This is a genomic window from Terasakiella brassicae, assembly GCF_014641495.1.
Classification (GTDB): domain Bacteria; phylum Pseudomonadota; class Alphaproteobacteria; order Rhodospirillales; family Terasakiellaceae; genus Terasakiella; species Terasakiella brassicae.
In genome coordinates this window covers 128,488-146,364 of sequence record NZ_BMHV01000003.1, presented here as the reverse complement: position 1 = coordinate 146,364, position 17,877 = coordinate 128,488, and the positions used below count along the sequence as shown (strand labels likewise).

The window sequence follows — 17,877 nt, the reverse complement described above, 5'->3', positions numbered from 1 at the left end:
AAGAGAAAAATCCTATGAAAAACGATCCGATTGCCATCATCGGCCTTGGCTGCCGTTTCCCCCACGGTGCCAACAGCCCGCGCCAGTTCTGGGACCTGATTTGCAACAAATATGATGCCATTACCGAAGTTCCCGAAGATCGCTGGAACCTTGATCATTTTTATAACGACGATATGAGCAAACCCGGCACCATTCGTACACGGTGTGCCGGTTTCATAGACGATTTCGATAAATTCGATGCTGCCTTTTTCGGTATTTCCCCGCGCGAAGCCAACGCAATGGACCCCCAGCAACGTCAACTTTTGCAAGTCACATGGGAAATGTTTGAAGATGCCGGTGAAATCCCCGCGCACTTAAAAGGCAGCTCAACCGGGGTTTATGTCGGATGTTTTGCCGTAGATTATAATCTTTTATCCCACGACACCATGCAACGCGACTTATTGGGGGCGCATACCTCTATTGGTGCCAGCGCAACGTTACTATCCAATCGAATTTCACACTATTATGATTTCAAGGGGCCGAGTTTAAGCGTCGATACGGCTTGTTCATCCTCTATGGTTGCCCTGCATCTTGCCTGCACCGCCCTTAAAAACGGCGAGATTACCCGCGCCGTTGTCGGTGGGGTGAATATGATCTTTAAGCCGGAATGGACGATTTCGACTTCAAAAGGCGGTTTTCTATCCCCGGACGGACGCTGCAAGGTTTTTGATGCCAGCGCAAACGGCTATGTCCGTAGCGAAGGGGTTGGTGCTGTTTTGTTAAAACCGCTTTCCCAAGCTCTCGCCGATAACAACCGTATCTACGCCGTTATTCACGCCACCGGGTCCAATCAGGATGGACATACAAAAAGCGTCACCGTCCCCAGTCGACAATCCCAGTCCGAGTTGATGCGCGCGGTCTATCAACGTGCGCAAATCGACCCGCTACAGGTCACTTATGTGGAAGCCCACGGCACAGGCACCCCGACGGGAGATCCCATCGAAACAGGCGCAATCAGCGATGTTTTCGCCAAAGATCGCCCCACAGATACCCCCTGTAAAATCGGATCAGTCAAATCCAACATCGGCCATCTGGAGGCTGCATCGGGCATGGCCGGATTGATGAAAGCCGCCCTCAGCCTGCATTATGAACAAATTCCACCCAACATTCATTTCAACACCCCAAATGAAAACATCCCGTTTGAGGACTGGAACCTGCGTGTCGTCACAGAAAACACACCTTTTAAAGCAAGTGAGCAGGCCCGTTACATCGGGGTAAATTCCTTTGGTTTCGGCGGGACCAATGTGCATGTCGCCCTGGAAGGTGCCGACCATTATCAAACACAACCCCGCACGACAGAACATGACACGCACCCCGCGCACCTTATCGCTTTGTCCGCCCAAAGTAATGAGGCACTGAAAGCAACCGTTCATTCCCTGAAGGATTTTCTGGATCAAAAAGACGTTGATCTTTGTGACATCGCGACCAACTTGGCCCGGCTGCGTCAACACCATGATTTCCGCGCAGGCTTTGTCGCCAAAGACCGCTTTGATTTGAAGGAAAAACTGGATTTATATCTGGAACAAGATGGGGAACCGGCATCCGTTGCAACAAATACCGGAAAAATCGCTTTTGTCTTTTCCGGTATGGGACCGCAATGGTGGGCAATGGGACGTCAACTTATGGAAGAAGAACCGCTCTTTGCCCATAAGATTAAAGAGATTGATCAGCTTTTATCCCATCATGCCGACTGGTCCCTATGGGAAGAACTGAACCGAGCCGAAGACAACAGCCGGATTGAAGAAACCCAGATTGCCCAGCCCGGTATTTTCGCCTTGCAAGTCGCCTTGGCAGAGCTGTTGAAGTCCAAAGGCGTTACCCCCGATGCCATTGTCGGACACAGCGCAGGTGAAGTTGCCGCCGCCCATGTCAGCGGTGCCCTCAGCCTTGAAGATGCCTGCCTTGTGATTTATCACCGCAGTCGCCTGCAACATCAAACCGAAGGACAGGGGCGCATTCTTGCCACCGCATTATCGCAGGAAGACACGGCATTTTACCTGAAAGGGCGAGAAAGTGAAGTCTCGCTTGGGGCCGTCAACAGCCCCTTTGCAACAGCCTTGGCAGGGGACGAAAAAACCTTGAACGACATTGTGAGCGAGCTAAAGAACAACAATATTTTTTGCAAAATGATCAATGGCAAGGTCCCCTACCACAGCCCCAAAATGGACCCATTAAAAGACGAACTTGTCAGTGCTTTGCAGTCTCTAACCCCACAAACCACACATACACCGCTTTTTTCCACCGTTAGCGGGGCCTTAAGGGACGGACACACCATCAACGCAGAATACTGGTTTGACAACATTCGCAGACCCGTCCTGTTTGCCGATGCCATTCAGTCCCTAAATGATTTTGGATGTAATGCATTTGTGGAACTTGCCCCACATCCGGTTTTGGCGACATCTATCAGTGAGACCCTGCCTGATTGTTTTGTCGTCAGTTGCCTGCGACGCAAACAAGACGAGGTCGAAAGCGTGATGAACGTTCTCGCCCGTCTGTTTGAACAGGGCATGTTCGAGGATTGGATCACGCTTTATCCTGATAAGCCCCGCCCACTTGATCTGCCGCTTTATCCTTGGCAAAGCGAACGTTATTGGCTGGAAAGTGACCAGTCGGAAAATTACCGCAAAGGCGGGATGCGCACCAAACATTTCAATGCCCCAACCGTCCATCCTCTGTTGGGCAGCCGCCTGCCCAGTGCATCCCCCTTATGGGATATGGATATCGATTTGAAAACCCATACTTACTTACAAGATCACAAGGTGGGCGCAGATATCGTCTACCCCGGTGCCGCCTATCTTGAAATGGCATTGGCAGCGTCCCCTACAACAGATTTTCCGATCCAGATTAGTGATATATCGTTTAAAAAAGCCTTATACCTAAACAAGGATGAAGCAACACCTATACAATTCAGCTACGCCCCAAAAACAGGTCAGTTTGATATTCATTCCCAAATCGCAGATCACTGGCAGAACCATGCCAGTGGGTACCTGTTGACAGACACCTTCCACCCCGACATTGCCCCCATCGACTTGCAAAACTGGCGTACCCAAGCCACAAAAACAATCGGGCGTGACGACCTTTACCAATCCTTTCAGCACCGGGGATTGACCTACGGCCCGGCTTTTCAGGCGATTGATAACCTGCACCTCAACCCCACCCGTGCCTTGGCGGAACTGGTCCTTCCTGATGAATTGGACAATGCAGATTATCACTTGCATCCCAGTTTACTGGATAGCGCTTTCCAAACGTTTCTGTCCTTATTGGATGAAAACGGGCTGGATGGTCTTTATTTACCCGTTCATCTCGATCGCCTAATCCTGACGGGTAAAATACCCCATCGTCTGTTTGCTTGTACGGAACTGGTCCTGTTTGATAACAGCTTTGTTAAAGGCAATATCACCTTATGCGATGAACAGGGCCTTATTCTCGCTCATCTATCCGGTTTCACTTGTCAGGCTTTAAGCACCTTCCAAGAAGACCCTTTGCAACATTTTGAAGGTGATTTTTATAATTTCCAATGGGACGAAACGTCTCTCCCCGCCAAGCGATCAGACCAATTTCAGACACAAAACTGGTTGATCTGTGGCAATCATAATTTTGCACAGGCTATTCAAACGGGTTTCGTTGAAAAAGGCGCACAAGCCGTTTTATTTGATGGGGATCATCTGCCTGACTTTACGTCTGAAAAATGGGGGGTAATCTTCTGTGGTCAAGATAAAGCGGAGCTTGAATTGCTCCGTATCCTGCAATCACTGGGAAGCCAACAAAAAATCCCCCGTCACATTTGCCTTGTCACCCAAGGTTATCGTGGCGGTAACTTAGAAAGTGCCGGGCTATGGGGAATGGGACGTGTCATCGCCAATGAATATCCCAATATCAACTGCCAACAAGTTGACCTTCAGGATCAAAACGATATTCCAACGTTACTGGACATTCTGGAAGAAGACACCCTTGGTCCCGAAATCGCCCTGAACGGCACGGCTGTTTTCGCCAAAAGGCTCCATCACCTTGACCCGAGGACCTTACCGGATAAATCACACCAAACGATCCACCATGACATCAACGTCAAAGAGACCGTCCAGCATATCCTGACACAGGTTCCCCCGTTTCAAAAAGGCGATTGGGTTATTTTGCATGATCAAAGTGCCCTCACGCCCTTATTATGTCAGCACGTCCAGAAATCCGGTGCACAAGTGATCGTCATAACCTACGACCCAAAGACGTTTGAACAGGCTGATCTTGCCCTCTGCGCAACATCCCCCGACCTTGAACGTCACATTATGGAAATCACAGGCAGCAACGGCGTAGATCTGATGGTTTACACAACGCCCGCACATGATTACCAACGTCAAATCAATCTGATCAAACCTGCGGGCCGCTTTATTGATTTGATGGGGATGCCCGCCTCTTACTTCGATAAAATAAGAGAACGTTCTTTAACCTATATCCCTGTAAATCCATCTCATTTTACAACACAATCCGATACTAAATTGACGCGTTTCAAAAAAGACGCCGCCTATTTAATCACCGGTGGTGTGCGCGGTTTTGGTTTGAGTGTCGCCAAATGGATGGCCGCAAACGGGGCCGGGCATTTGATCTTGCTGGGGCGTAGTCAAACGATCCCAAAAGCTTCAGAAACAGATATTCAGGACTTGCACGATCAGGGCGTAACAGTCGAAATCAAAGCCTGTGATGTAACCGATGCCGCCGCGTTGCGCGATATAATCACCCCTTACAAAGGCGAGGCTGACATTCCCTTGGCAGGTATCATCCATGCCGCCAATATCTATGCCGATGGATATCTTAATCAACTGACACCTGTTGATTTTGAAAAAGTCTTCAAGACAAAGGCGATTGGGGCAAAAAATCTGCACGATTGTACGCAAGATATCGACCTTGACCTGTTTGTCCTGTTTTCGTCCATCTCCGCCGTGATCGGTAATCCCGGTCAAGCCAACTATGTGGCAGGCAACAATTATCTGCGCCGATTATCTTCCAACCGTCACGCCCAAGGGTTAAACAGCCTGTGCATCAACTGGGGGGCCATTGCCGATGTAGGTTATCTTGCACAAAATGAAGCTGTGGAAGATCAGCTCAAACAAACCGGGATTTCCCCCATTGATCCAGAGGCCGCCTTAAATGCAATGGGCGCTTTGCTGGATAAAGATATCTGTGAAATCACATTGGCCGATGTGGATTGGGCCCGTTGGGCGGATAAAATCCCATCCCGTACCGCCTTGCTCTTTGAACCTGTCCTTCCAACCAAATCCGCAACAAACAATCCTGAAGATAAAGCACGGTCTTCCTTGCTGACAATATTGGTCGATGCAACCCCAGACAGCCGTAAAACCGTTTTGCAAGACCAACTGACCAAACAAGTCGCCACCATCCTTGGACTGGCAAAATCAAAATGGCCCGGCCTTCATCAAGGGTTTGCCGATCTGGGGATGGATTCCATGTTGTCCGTTGAATTTCGCAACCGATTGCAAAAAACATATGATTGTAGTTTGCCCGCAACGTTGATTTTTCTCTATCCCACCATTGAAAAACTGGCCGATTATTTACTAGATGATTTATTGGCCGATCGTTTCAGTGATGAAACGATGAGTGATGAAAATGAGCAAAGTCTGGAAGAGCTCGCCAACTTGCTGGAACAGACACTCGCCAGCTAACAAAAAAAGGCCCTGTTCGCCAAATGGAAAACAGGGCCTACAGTCGGGGAGAAAAATTTAATACTTAAGCGGAAGCCAGCAGGGCCGCATTCCCGCCGGATGCTGTTGTGTCGACACACAAGGTCCGTTCGGTTACAAAGCCCGGCCAGTCCTGTTTGTCACATAAAACGGACAAGATTGCCCCCTCGCGTGCCGCCAGTTGTTTGCGAATGGCCCGCACGTCATATTCAGAAGGATTAAAGGCAACACCGGCAAACCAGCCAAGCCCGGATAAATCAAGTCCGTTTAAGGAACCATTGATGATTTTGACGACATCCCCAAAAGCTTTCACCAGTGCATTGGCCTGATCGACTGGCGCATCCACCAACAAGACCGTATTGCCACAAGCCAATGCCATAAGGGCATAGTAAGCTGCATCCTGACCGCAACAGATCATCGCACCACGCCCGTGATTGGCCAGTTTGTTGCTTTCCCCGGTCGGCCCCATCAATTCTTCGGTATCGAAATGATACCCGATCAGGTTCTTGCGCACCTGTTGGGCAACTTCGCACAAGATGTTCCCATCCACATCTGCCAGTTTGTTTAATTGTAGCAAACGGTCATCGCGGCTATCCCATGTAACCTGCTTGTCCGCCAATTCCGGCAAGACCGCGTTAATGGCTGCGACATCAGCTGTTGCCTTGCTGCCCTCAGTCAATCTAACCGGGGTATTATTGACAAGGGGTTGGGGAGCAACAAAACGACGCAGATAAAGGGGCCCACCCGCTTTTGGTCCCGTCCCGGATAATCCTTCCCCACCAAAAGGCTGCACACCGACGACCGCACCGATCTGGTTGCGGTTGACATACAAGTTACCAACGCGGGCACGTTCACAGACCTTTTGTACACGACGGTTCACACGGGTATGGATCCCAAAGGTCAGGCCATATTTCATCGCATTGACGTTATCGACCACTTTCAGCAAATCCGCTGCCTTAAAGGTCGCCACATGCAGAATGGGGCCAAAGATTTCCTGTTCCAGATCTTCAATACCGTTCACACGATAAACCGCCGGGGCAACATATGTGCCCTTGTCTTTCACAGCTGTGATATCCAGCTTTTTGATCAGGCGGCCTTCGGCTTCCATCTTCTGACAGTGGTCTTCGATGGTTTTGCGCGCTTCCTCATCAATGACCGGGCCAACATCTGTTTGTATGGACCACGGATCGTTGATTTCCAGTTCATCCATTGCGCCTTTCAGCATATGGATCACTTTATCTGCCACATCTTCCTGCACATACAACATGCGAAGGGCTGAACAACGCTGCCCCGCACTTTGGAAGGAAGAGGCCAGAATATCGCGAATGGCTTGTTCCGGCAGCGCGGTTGAATCGACGATCATCGCGTTCATACCGCCTGTTTCGGCGATTAACGGAGCTTGCGGATCCATATTTTGCGCCATTGCTTTATGGATCAACTGGGCGGTTTGTGTAGAACCTGTAAAACAGACCCCGCTGATACGGCTATCCGATGTCAGTTTCGCACCGACACTGTGGCCCTGGCCCGGTAACAAGGCCAGTACATCAACCGGAATGCCCGCTTTATGCATCAGTTCAACGGCCTTGCTGGCGACCAGCGGTGTTTGTTCAGCAGGTTTTGCCAAAACCGCATTCCCGGTTGCCAAGGCGGCCACAATCTGACCTGTGAAAATCGCCAGCGGGAAGTTCCACGGGGAAATACAGGTAAACAGACCACGGGCTTTCAAGTCGGTATTTGCATCCAACTCCATCGCCCGCAATGCGTAGAAACGACAAAAATCAACGGCCTCACGAATTTCCGCAATCCCATCCAGAATGGATTTCCCGGCTTCGCGCGACACCATTGCCATCAGTTCTGCGGTATTGTCTTCGTATAAATCGGCAATCCGGTTCAAACAAGCCGCACGTTCTTTTGCCGGGGTATTCGCCCATGCGATTTGGGCTGCCTGCGCTTTTGCAATAGCTATTTCGACCTGTTCGGCGTTTGCTTCAATCACTTCACCGACCATATCTTCGCGGTTGGATGGGTTGAAGACCGGAATTTTCGTTCCTTCCAACAGAACACCACCCACAATCGGGCCAGCTTGCCATTTGGTCGTGCGATAAATACTGCGTTTTTCTTCCAATTCCGCCAAAACAGGCGGGTTTGCAATATTGATCCCTTTGGAATTGGTGCGACCTTCTGCGTAAATTTTTAACGGGTTGGGGATTTTCGGGTTTGGAATTGTATCTTGTGCCAGAACATAGGCCACCGGATCTTTTACAACTTCAGCCGCCGGAACTTTTTCATCCAGCACCTGATTCACAAACGAACTGTTTGCCCCGTTTTCCAGAAGGCGACGCACAAGATAGGCCAGCAAATCTTCGTGGATACCGACCGGTGCATAAATACGACAACGCCCCTTATGAGCTTCCTTGACCACGCGGTGCAGGGCCTCGCCCATACCATGCAGGCGTTGGAATTCATAATTATCTTCGGTGCCTGCCAGTTCCAGAATAGTCGCAACGCTATGGGCGTTGTGTGTGGCAAATTGCGGATAAATCCGGTCTGTCATCCCCAACAGTTTTTTGGCATTCGCCATATAGCTGATATCGGTGGAAGATTTACGGGTGAAGACGGGATAAGCATCCAGACCATTGACCTGAGACAGCTTGACTTCCGCATCCCAATAAGCCCCTTTCACCAGACGAACCATAATTTTACGATCCAGTCGGCTGGCAAGGTCGTAAAGCCAGTCAATCGTATATCCGGCGCGTGGACCATAGGCCTGCACAACCACACCAAAACCATCCCAACCTTTTAAATCCGGGTTGGACAAGACCGCTTCAATGACATCAAGGGAAATATCCAGACGATCAGCTTCTTCCGCATCGATGTTGAAGCCCATATTGGCGTTTTTCGCCTGATGGACCAGACTGGACAGGCGCGGAACCAGTTCGTTCATCACCCGATCATGTTTGGCAAATTCATAACGCGGATGCAGGGCCGACAATTTTACTGAAATGCCCGGGTTATCGCGGATGTCATCAGCGTTGCATTTGTCCGATATATTTGAAATCGCCTTGGAATAGGCCATGAAATAACGTTTGGCATCTTCTGCGGTGCGCGCCGCTTCGCCCAGCATGTCATAAGAATAGGTATAACCTTTCTTTTCCATACCTTCGGCACGTTCCATCGCATCATCAATGTTGCGGCCCAAAACGAATTGGTGACCCAAGATTTTCATCGATTGGGCAACGGCCTTGCGGATAACGGGCTCGCCTGCACGTTTGATCAAACCACGAATGGTGCCTGTAACATCCCATTTATCAGATTCTTGATCCTGAATGATCTTCCCGGTCAACAACAAGGCCCAGGTGGAACTGTTCACAAGCGGCGAACTGGAATGACCCAGATGGCTGCTCCAATCCGCCGGAGCAATCTTGTCCTGAATAAGGGCGTCAATGGTGATGTCATCAGGCACACGCAACAAAGCCTCGGCCATACACATCAAGGCCACGCCTTCTTGTGTGGTCAAACCGTATTCCGCCAGAAAGACTTCCATCATGCCCGGCGTTGCGCTCGTGCGCAGTTGTTCAACAATTTTAACGGCCTCGCCACAAATACGCGCACGCGTCTGTTCATCCAATGCCAGTTCCTTGATCAAACGTTGAACAACGTCTGTTTCGTCGCCAAGATAGGCCGACTGGATCGTGCTGCGCAGTTGCGTGCTTTTATTTGCGGTCATATCAAATTCCTTGTTTTCAACTATTTATTTCACACTTGAAATCTAGCAAAACACGAAAAGTAAATCTGACTAATATTTTTCAAAATTATTATATTTTTACTATATTTTTTAGATTAAAAAGTCATTCTTTCTTATTTTTATATCTTTTATAGATAAAATGACTTTGCAAATAAAAACACAACAGATTCAAGGCTGAGCAAAGTCGAAACGCCCTCTCATGTTTGCGATTCTTTATGTTGTGTCCCCTCCTGTAAAAAACAATAATGATATTCCTTAGAAATACAGAAAACCAAGGGTTTCTTTCATCATACGATCCAGACGTTGCGGGCTATACCAGTCTTCCAACGTGACATCACCGCGCCGAAACGCGTTAAACAGCTTACTGGATTTAAGATGATGAAACACCGCCGCCAGATTATCTTCTGGTCGGATCCAATCCGTGTTTTCTTTTAAACTCTCCAGAAAATTCTGTTCCAGTGCCAGTTCCGGGTCGTTCTTTTGCCCGGCATGCGCGTTCGCCCCCTGTTGAGTAAAATGGGGTTTGCGCGGTGTAATTAACACAATGACAGACTTGGTATAGTCCAGCGTATTTTCATTTGAGAACAGATATTGCACCAGCGGAATATCTTGCAACAACGGAACACCGTCTCGCAAATTCTGGGTTTCTTTCTCGCTTAACCCACTTAAAACCAGAGTATCGCCAAACTTCATCACCACATTTGCAGAAACCGAATTTTGCGTCACTTGCGTGAAATTATTAAAGCCTGCATTGGCGGATTGCCCTTCGATAAAGGCACGACCCGCAGCGACTTTCAGTTGGACTTCTTGCGTGCTTAAGAATTTAGGCGTGACTTCCAAACGAACACCAACCGGCACTTTTTCAACCGCACCGACACTGCCTGCGGCACCGGGCAATTCCACATGAAAAACCGATCCCGTAAAAAATTCGGACGTGGTGTTATCAAGGGCAACCAAAGTGGGACGGGCCAAGACTTCGTTACGATCATAATTATCATTGAAGATATTTAACGAATAAGTCGCCGATAAAGAAAAGGATGGACTAATAGTATAAGTCGTTGCACCGCTGTTGGCCCCATATTTATTGACGGTGCGGGTATCGCTCATACTCCATAACGTCCCTGATAAGGTTGACGACAACCCATTCAACAAATTCACGCCTTTGGATGTGCTATGGCTTTCTTCGGAACGGATAATCACCACATCAACCAAGGTCATATCTTTTCCCGCCTGCGTTGACACGCCAGTCGCCTGAGGGGCTGTTTTATTCTGTGTGGTCGTGGTGGAGATTTCTTCTTCGGTATTCGGGATAATTTCGTATTGCGCAAACTCAAACCCTGTTTGGTGGAGGTTCTTCCACGCCGCCAAACGATTTGTCAGCAAACTTGTTCGAAAACTTGATCTATTGGCAGCTTGCGCCATATAAGTCGCATAATATTTATCAGCCGCCCCAAAGCGACCCGCCGCAGCTTCGATGATAGCCAGATCGTCAAGCTGGTTCAGGTCGGGACTTGTGTTTGTTTCAAGATAGTGAACCGCATGCAAGGCCGTTTCTATATCACGCGCCCCATAAGATGAAACAGCCAATCCATGCCAGAAATCGGCTTGATCCGGTGCATAAATCAAAGCATAGGCAAAAGCATTTTGCGCCCTTTCATAATCCCCTTCTGAAAAAGCAATATATCCCAGTTGAGAGGCCGCCCAGAAATTTGCAGGATCATGTCGCAAAGCCAGATCATAGCCCACCTTTGCCAGCGCAAGCTGACTGCTGTCACCTTGCGCTGCCTGCAAATGATAACTTAAGGCCGCCAAGAAATGCAGACGGGAATTACTGGGTTCAAACTTCAAGGCCCGGTTAAACGATTTTAAGGCCTGAACATAATCCTTTTGTTCCAGAGCTTGCACCCCTGCGCGCACAAAAGGATCTCTCAGCCGGTCCCCGGATAACTGTAGGGAAGACGCTTCCTCCTCCCCCTGATGAGAGAACTGATCAAGCGAACCACAGGCGGACAAGAGCGCGCAACTGGAAACAAAGGCCATAAATTTCAATGATTTAATTCTCATTTACCGATCCGATACCATAAAACAAACAACATCTTTTAGACGAATATATTGTTTTATACACTGATAAGTGCATTAAAGTATATTATTTTAAGGTGTATTTTATATATTTGACAACTTTAAATATGTATGAGTAAATCCCTACACATGGTAACAATCAGCCTGTGGTGGATGACATGACATATATGACCAACAAGACAATAACGGACCCTTGCGACCTGTCTTTCCTGAATGTGTTTGAGGAATTGGAATCTTCGGTGCGCACCTATTGTCGCAAGTTTCCGGTAAAATTCACCAAAGCCCGTAACGCAACGCTTTGGGACGATACAGGCAAATCCTATCTTGATTTTCTATCCTGCGCCGGGGCACTCAATTATGGTCATAACCACCCGGTTTTAAAATCTGTTTTAATTGATTATTTACAAAGTGATGGCGTAACCACCTCGCTGGATATGCACACATCGGCCAAAGCTGATTTTTTGGAAACGTTCAATCGGCAAATTCTCCGCCCACGGGGATTGAAATATAAAATTCAATTCACCGGACCGACTGGGACCAATGCCATTGAGGCGGCCTTAAAAGTCGCACGCAAAGCCACCGGACGATCCAATGTTGTGGCCTTTACCAACGGCTTTCACGGCATGACCCTTGGTTCCCTCGCCCTAACCGCCAATGGGGAGGATCGTAAATCGGGCGGTACAGGCCTGTCTGATACGGTCCGCATGCCTTATTACGATTATTTCGGTGAAGGGGTCGACACCGTTACCTATCTGGACAAAATCATCAGTGACCCGGCAGGCGGTATCGACAAACCGGCCGCCATTGTTTTGGAAACCGTACAAGGCGAAGGCGGCCTGAATGTCGCATCCCGCCGATGGTTGCGCGATTTATCCAATTTTGCCAAACGGGAAAATATCCTGCTGATCGTGGACGAAGTTCAAACAGGTTGTGGTCGTACAGGTTCATTCTTCAGCTTCGAACGGGCCAGTCTTGAACCTGATCTGGTCTGCCTTTCTAAATCCATCGGCGGATTTGGCCTGCCGATGGCCATAGTGCTGATTAAATCCGATCTCGATACACAAAACCCGGGGGAGCACAGCGGAACATTTCGCGGCAATAACCTTGCTTTTATTTGCGCACGTCACGCCCTTGATTTCTGGAATGATGCAGCATTTGTCAATCATCTGGAAAACAATATCCAGATATTGAAAGATAAGCTGGATCATATCGCTCGCACTCACGCCCAACACGGCCTTTTGGTCAAAGGACTGGGCCTGATGAAAGGGGTCGATGTCCATGATCCCCTGTTGGCCCGGCGCATCCAGAATGACATGTTCGCCCAAGGTGTCATTTTGGAAACTTGTGGCCCCAAAAACCAGATTATAAAAATTATGCCGCCTTTAACGATCGAAGACGACGACCTTGTTCGGGGATTGGACATTCTTGAACAAGTCATTACTGCCCAACTCAGGGATATGGAAAAAGGATAACGTTTTTGCTTGTTGTGGACAGGCGACACATGCCCGATAATTAGGGGCGGTTAAAAAAGGAACCAACCGCCACTTATCATTATCGCCGGATAACAGGTGATCCTCATTTTCATCAAACGAAACACTGAAACTTTTGAGATCAAGGGAAAGACCAAGCCCAAGGGCTTTGATATAAGCCTCCTTACGCGTCCAACCGATAAAAAATGCATTATCTTTGTCGTAATCAGACAGTTTTTCCCATTGTATAATTTCTTGTTCAGAAAAAAAATCACCAACAAGCTGGTCCCGTTCCACCATCAAACGCTGTTCTTCGATATCGACGCCAAGGTCATGGCCATACATACAGGCAAGTACGCCCCATTCCCCGCTGGAAGACAGGTTAAACCGCAAATCAGCATGATTGCATCGTGCAGATAACCGGGGCTTACCATACGCATTTTGATCAAATTGCAAATCCGGCGCCGATAAAGACAGATATCTTGCAAGAATATGGCGCAAGAAAGCATGCCGCACGATAAAGCGCCGTTTCAAATGATCAAAATAGAATCGCTCACCACGGCTTCGTTCCGATGGATCCAAGCACAAGGTAAGCTCACGAATCTGTCTTGAACCTTGCATTAAGGGGAAAGTCCAAACATGCACGTCACCCGGTGTCATCATGGGATAAGATCATCCATCCCGACGTTCAAATTCGAAAAATAGAAATGCCCGCCTTCGACCGGGATCAAGTCAAACTTTTCTGCACAAAGGTCCTGCCAGTGGGCCACATCCTGCACCTTTACCGAAACATCTTGTGCGCTACCAATGGCAGAAAGCGCACACTTAATCTTTTCGGCATTGGCCGGGGCCTGATAACGGTACAGTAATTCAAAATCCGCCCGTAAAATAGGCAGCACCATATTCAATAAGTCCGGGATTGCCAACAATTCATCCGGCACACCACCAAGACGTTTAAGATAGCGCAAAAACAAATCATCACTTTCCTGAAAGGCATTATTCAAGCCGGACGGACGGTGCGGGGCCGGACTACAGGAGACCACCATTTTATCAGGCATACGTTCTTTTTGGACCTGAAGACGTTGCACCACTTCATAAGCAACCTTGGACCCCATGCTATGACCAAACAGGATATAAGGATCAGTCATATGCGGGATCAAAGCCTGTACGATATCATCGACCAAATCGTGCATATCAGACACGAAAGAGTCTTTCATGCGGGTTTCACGCCCCGGATACTGCACCACGACCATATCCCGATTGTGGAAAAAATCCCCCGTCAACGTTTTAAATGCCGCAGCCCCACACCCGGCATGGGGTAAACAAATCACCTTTTGCGCTGTGGCATGATGGGCTTGAAATTCCATAATCCATTTGTTCGTACTGGATTTATTGTCATGTTTGCGCACAAAAGGTCGCAGGCCGTTCGTCGATGTCATGGACATGAATAAAGCTCTTATTACTATTTATTGGTGAATTTTAGTCTATTAAATTTTTATTAGTTGCATTTTAGAGTGGTTTTCGCGAAGGTGTCAATACACCTATACGAGTAAGACAATCAACATCACACTAAAACCAATCGATTCATAAGCGATGATATTCAATCTCCTGCGTCAAGAAACCCGTGCCTCTTTTAAACGTATTGCCATTCTGGGTATTATTTCCGGGCTTTCCAGTTCGGCCATGCTCGCCATTTTAAATAAAGCGGCAGGCGAGGTACAATCCGGCGAGATGAACGTGCGCGGTTTTCTGCTTTTTTCCATTGCCTTGCTGGTATCTTCTTACAGCAAAAAAATATCGGTTGATCGCACACAATCTATTGTCCAAAACATCCTGCGCGGTGTTCGCATCCGCATTGCCGATAAAATTCGCAAATCCAGTCTCATTGCATTCGAGGCAATGGGTAAAGAAAACTTTTATGTGGCGCTGACACAGCAAACCACAATGATTTCAAATGCCAGTCTTTCCTTGATCAATGCCTCACAATCCGTCGTTATTATTATCGCCTGCATTGGTTATATCGGTTGGCTCTCCCTTCCCTCCCTTCTGGCGATTTTAGTTTTTATTGTCTTTGGCGTTGGCGTTTATCAATTTAAGGATAGCGAGCTTCAACCCGACCTTTATGAAGCGGCTCAAAAAGAAAATCAGTTTTTCGCACTCCTGAATCATATTCTGGATGGGTTTAAGGAACTGGTCCTGTGTCGTCGCAAAAGCCAGCATATTTTCAGCGACTTTGACCGTCTCTCGGACGATACAACCGCCCTGAAAGTCGCAACCAGTTCCAAATTGACCGATACGGTCATGTTCTCTCAAGCCTATATGTATGGCTTGATTGCGCTTTTGGTCATTGTCTTTCCTTATTTCAAGCTCACCCCGCAAGAAACGGTTCCACAATTAATTGTTGCCATTCTCTTTTTCTGGACATCATTGGAAAATGTGGTTGCGGCGATCCCGGACTATTTTAAAGTCGTCGCCGCCACCAACCATATCCGCATGCTGGAAACCCGCTTGGCAGAAATTGAAGATACCGCCCCACGCCCCACCCCAGCCCACCTCACCTTGAGCGCAACAGACCAGCTTCGACTGGAACAAGTGGAATATAGCCACCGCGAGGAAGATGGCACGCCTGTCTTTTCCATCGGTCCCTTAGATTTGCGACTAAACTGCGGACAAATTATTTTTATTTGCGGGGGCAATGGCAGCGGGAAAACCACATTGATGAAGGTGATTTGCAGCCTTTATCCACAAAGTGCGGGCAAACTCATTCTTGATGATATCGAAATCACTTTGGCGGAACGAACGGCCTTTCGCGAAACCTTCAGCGCTGTTTTCGCCGATTATCATCTTTTTGATAAACTTTACGGTTTGCAAGACATCAAAACAACAAAGGTCAATGAGCTGCTCATAAAACTCGCCCTACAGGATAAAACAACCTTTACCCAAAACAGTTTCAGCACAACCCGATTATCCTTTGGCCAACGCAAACGTCTGGCGATTATTGCAGCCCTTTTGGAAGATCGCCCCCTCTATCTGTTAGACGAGCCCGCCGCCGGTTTTGATCCCGTCTTTCGACAATATTTTTATGAAGAATTTCTGCCTGAATTGCGCGCACAGGGCAAAACCATTGTGGTGGTCACCCATGACGATCGATACTTTTCCTGCTGCGACCATATTGTCAAGCTGGAACAGGGCCGCATTGTAGAGGATAGCCAGCCATGAACCTGTTCGCCTTTTTAACCAAAGAGATGCGAAAATCGCCCGTTCCCTTGCTTGTCATGGCAACGTTAGGGGGATTGATCAACGCCATTTTACTCAGCGCGTTCAGCAATATCTCTTCTGCCGGTAAAGACGGTCCCGATTTACATGCCATTTTGCTGATCCTGACCACAATGGCGCTTTATTATTACACTAAAAAATACACCTTACTGACGTCGATGACCACGATGGAAGAAATGATTAATTCCATACGCAAACGCGTCATCACCAAATTACGCCGCGCCGACCTTGTCGCCTTTGAACAAGTTGAACGCGCCAATATTTACAGCTTGTTGACACAAGAGGTTTCCACCCTTTCCCAATCCGTTAATGCCTTGGTCAACGCCTTTCAATCCAGTGTCATTGTATTTTTCTGCATGATCTATGTGGGGTTAAATTCACTTCCTGCCCTTTTGATCATGCTTGTCGCCTTTGCCCTAGGGGCTGTCACTTATATGACAATCCGCAAAGATACTGATGCGTTGCTCCATCGTTTGATGCGTGAAGATGCAGCCTTCTTTCGCACCCTTGGTCATATATTGAACGGCTTCAAAGAAATAAAACTACACGCGCGTAAAAACAAAGCTGTCTTTCGTACCTACAGCAGTGTCGTACGGCAACTAAAACTGTTGAATTTACAGGCTGGAAAGCTGTTTTCCGGTCACATGGTTTATACGCAGACCTATTTCTATCTTCTGATCGGTGTTATCGTTTTCATCTTGCCCGGTTATGCCGACCTCCAAAAAGAAACAGCGATGAGCGTCACAATCGCCACCCTTTTTATGGTGGCCCCGTTGTTGATGTGCCTGTCTGCCTTTCCTGAACTCTCACGCGCCAATATGGCCATTTCAAACCTGTACCGCATGGAAACGGAACTGGAAGGTATGATGCGTGAAAAAAACGCCAATCAAGTGCAGATCGATTATTCAACATTTGAAAAAATCGAATTCCAGAACCTGCTTTTCCGATTTCCACAAACCCCATATGAAGAAAAACCATTTCAAATCGGTGAAATTGACCTGAGCCTGTATCGCGGAGAAACCTTATTTATCGTGGGCGGAAACGGCAGTGGGAAAACCACACTGTTAAAAGTCTTAACCGGGTTGTACAAACGCAGCGCCGGGAAAATTCTTGTCGATGGTCGATTGATTGGCACGAACAGGATTTCATCTTATCGACAATTATTCAGCGGTGTTTTTGCCGATTATCATTTATTTGATCGCCTTTACGGGATTGACGCAATAGACGATGAACAGGTCAACGCCTTGATTGATCAAATGGAACTCAGCGAAAAAACAAGCTGTATTGATGGACGTTTCAGTGCCGTTAAATTATCGCAGGGCCAACGAAAACGCCTCGGCCTGATCGTCACGTTACTGGAAGACAAACCCATTTTCATTTTTGATGAATGGGCCGCCGACCAAGACCCGCATTTTAAAGACTATTTCTATAAAACGTTGCTGCCGCAATTAAAGGCCCAAGGTAAAACTTTGATTATCATCAGCCACGATGACCGATATTTCGATTGTGCTGATCGTGTGGTAAAAATGGATTTCGGCAAAATTGTGCAATGACTTCGTGACTTAACGCAAATGCATCT

General features: G+C 47.9%; 8 protein-coding genes. 4 read left to right on the top strand and 4 right to left on the bottom strand.

All coding sequences use genetic code 11. From position 1 onward, the window contains the following. Window positions 1–14: 14 nt before the first annotated feature. Window positions 15–5,711 carry a type I polyketide synthase gene (locus tag IEW74_RS02955; protein ID WP_188661363.1) on the top strand — a complete coding sequence of 1,899 codons (5,697 nt, stop codon included), beginning with the start codon at window positions 15–17 and terminating at the stop codon, window positions 5,709–5,711. Between the two features lie 64 nt (window positions 5,712–5,775). Here the strand turns inward: IEW74_RS02955 and putA are convergent, their stop codons facing one another. Beyond that, window positions 5,776–9,456, bottom strand: a complete 3,681-nt coding sequence (gene putA, locus IEW74_RS02950) for a bifunctional proline dehydrogenase/L-glutamate gamma-semialdehyde dehydrogenase PutA (protein WP_188661360.1) — start codon at window positions 9,454–9,456, stop codon at window positions 5,776–5,778. Between the two features lie 273 nt (window positions 9,457–9,729). Continuing rightward, on the bottom strand, window positions 9,730–11,538 hold the full coding sequence (locus IEW74_RS02945; protein WP_188661358.1) for a secretin GspD/PilQ domain-containing protein: 1,809 nt from the start codon (window positions 11,536–11,538) through the stop codon (window positions 9,730–9,732). Between the two features lie 173 nt (window positions 11,539–11,711). Between IEW74_RS02945 and ectB the strand changes: the two genes are divergently transcribed. Continuing rightward, entirely contained in the window at window positions 11,712–13,025 is a 1,314-nt protein-coding gene (gene ectB, locus IEW74_RS02940; protein ID WP_229734215.1) for a diaminobutyrate--2-oxoglutarate transaminase, read from the top strand. Here ectB and IEW74_RS02935 read toward each other — a convergent pair. Both IEW74_RS02935 and IEW74_RS02930 read right to left on the bottom strand, forming a co-directional pair. After that, the gene (locus IEW74_RS02935) at window positions 12,936–13,685 is read right to left on the bottom strand and encodes a 4'-phosphopantetheinyl transferase family protein (RefSeq protein ID WP_188661355.1); all 750 of its coding nucleotides are present in this window, start codon (window positions 13,683–13,685) and stop codon (window positions 12,936–12,938) included. The genes ectB and IEW74_RS02935 overlap by 90 nt on opposite strands. Further along, on the bottom strand, window positions 13,682–14,467 hold the full coding sequence (locus tag IEW74_RS02930) for a thioesterase II family protein (protein WP_188661352.1): 786 nt from the start codon (window positions 14,465–14,467) through the stop codon (window positions 13,682–13,684). The genes IEW74_RS02935 and IEW74_RS02930 overlap by 4 nt, the downstream gene beginning before the upstream one ends. A 148-nt stretch (window positions 14,468–14,615) precedes the next feature. On the opposite strand from IEW74_RS02930, the gene IEW74_RS02925 reads away from it, so the two are divergent. Beyond that, window positions 14,616–16,241: a cyclic peptide export ABC transporter gene (locus tag IEW74_RS02925; RefSeq protein ID WP_188661347.1), complete on the top strand. Its 1,626-nt coding sequence runs from the start codon at window positions 14,616–14,618 to the stop codon at window positions 16,239–16,241. Continuing rightward, on the top strand, window positions 16,238–17,851 hold the full coding sequence (locus tag IEW74_RS02920; RefSeq protein WP_188661344.1) for a cyclic peptide export ABC transporter: 1,614 nt from the start codon (window positions 16,238–16,240) through the stop codon (window positions 17,849–17,851). Before IEW74_RS02925 ends, IEW74_RS02920 begins: the two co-directional genes overlap by 4 nt. Window positions 17,852–17,877 lie beyond the last annotated feature (26 nt).